The following is a 1,787-nucleotide window of genomic DNA, read 5'->3' as shown; positions in this document are numbered from 1 at the left end:
GGCGTTGTTGATGCCGTGGTCGTGGGCGCTGGGTGGGCCGGTCTCGGCGTCAGCTATGCGCTGGCGCAGGCCGATATGCGGCACTGCGTCCTGGAGCGCGGGCGCGTCGGCGAAACGTGGCGGACCCAACGTTGGGACTCGTTCCACTTCAATCTTCCCAACATGTACAGCGTGATGCCCGGCGATAGTTACGATGGCGCGGACCCTGAAGGGTTTATGACGCATACAGGGTTTGTGACGCTGCTCGAGGACTATGCGCGGCGGCGCCGACTGCCGGTTCGCACCGGCGCCTCGGTCACAAAACTGGAAGCAAGTAACGGGCTCTTTCGCGTTGTGACGCCGGAGCAGACGTGGCTGGCGAAAAACGTGGTTGTCGCCAGCGGCAGCCTGAACCGCCCGCGTCGGCCGCCTTCGGCCTCCGCGTTGAGGGGCGGGCCAGTGCAGCTTGACGCTTCAGACTACCGTAATGCCGGCGACCTTCCAGCCGGAGCCGTGCTTGTCGTCGGCAGCGCACAGTCAGGTTGCCAGATCGCCGAAGACCTGATCCTGGCGGGCCGGGAGACTTATCTTGCGGCGGGCCATATTGGCCGTCTGCCACGACGCTATCGCGGGCACGACATTGCCGTGTGGTTGGTGAAGACCGGATTGTTTGACGTGCCCCGCAAGGATTTCGTCGATCCGTCCGGCCGCGTTGCCGCTCGGCCCATGCTTGGCGCGTTGCACACGATAAGCCTGCAATCTCTCAGCGCGCAGGGCGTTGTGCTGCTGGGACGATTTGTCGGAGTGGATAGCGGTCGGCTCGTCTTCACCGACGACGTTCTCGAAAGCATTCGGTTCGGCGACGAGATTTCCGCGCAGTTCAAGAGCCGTATCGATGAATTTATCAGATGTAATGGTCTCAACGCTCCTGCGCCCGTTGAGGACCAGGCGGAGGCGGTCGCTCCGCGCCTACCCCGGCACCCCATTATGTCGCTCGATCTCGTTGAGCGGAACATTTCAGCGATTGTCTGGTGCACGGGCTTCGAGGGCGACTTCAGCTGGATCGATATACCCGGCGCTCTCGACGAGCGACGTCAGCCGGTTCACGAAGATGGCATTGCCCCGGTTCCCGGAATCTATTTTGCCGGGCTTGATTTTGCGTCCACACGCCGGTCAGGCACCATTATGGCTGTTGAAGACGAGGCGCGTCGATTTGTCGGCCATATGTTAACTCGGACTGATCAGCCATAAAATAGTGCACTGTCACCGCAATTCGGTTGAGCGTTTCGTTTGCCGCCCCAGCTGCTACTCGACGATCTTCCAGTACGAGTCCTTGCGGATCACCTTGCCGTCGCGGAACGTGTAGAAGTCGCAACCGCGGACCTCCTTTCTCGTCCCGTCGCGGGCAGTGCCGGTGAGGAGCCATTTCGAGATGCCGGTATTGGCCGTCGCGTCCACGAAATGCTCACCATTGCCATAGTGAACGTCGGGCAAGCCTTCGAAGCGTGTGGCCAGCGCATCGCGAACTTTCGCTTTGCCTTCGAAGCGGGAACCCCATGGCTTGTTGCCTCTCGGCATCTCCAGGACGCAGTCGTCGGCAAAGCACGCCATGATGCGATCGAGATCGTGGGCGTTGAAGGCCTCGCATAGCTCCGTCAGCGTCGATCGAATGTCCATTCGCCAGTCTCCTCCGGTCGGATAGCAGATAACGTGCACGTTCGATGATCGAAGTAGGTCACCGGCGGCGATGCCGGTCAAGGTCTCCGAGGCTCCCCGCAAAACGCGTCCCCGCTCATGCCCCTCCGCAT

General features: G+C 61.4%; 2 protein-coding genes. One reads left to right on the top strand and one right to left on the bottom strand.

Annotated features, from left to right (window positions below; translation table 11 throughout):
• Nucleotides 1-1,230, top strand: a 1,230-nt coding sequence (locus EOA33_RS34655; RefSeq protein ID WP_127407645.1) for an NAD(P)/FAD-dependent oxidoreductase, incomplete at its 5' end; no start/stop codon positions are given.
• 54 nt (nt 1,231-1,284) lie between these two features.
• On the opposite strand, the gene EOA33_RS34650 is transcribed toward EOA33_RS34655, so the two are convergent.
• Nucleotides 1,285-1,737, bottom strand: coding sequence for a nuclear transport factor 2 family protein (locus tag EOA33_RS34650; RefSeq protein ID WP_245482528.1), 453 nt, complete (start codon nt 1,735-1,737; stop codon nt 1,285-1,287).
• Between the last annotated feature and the right edge of the window lie 50 nt (nt 1,738-1,787).

The sequence above is a fragment of the Mesorhizobium sp. M4A.F.Ca.ET.050.02.1.1 genome (assembly GCF_003997725.1).
Taxonomy (GTDB): domain Bacteria; phylum Pseudomonadota; class Alphaproteobacteria; order Rhizobiales; family Rhizobiaceae; genus Mesorhizobium.
This window is presented reverse-complemented; position numbering and strand designations above follow the sequence as displayed.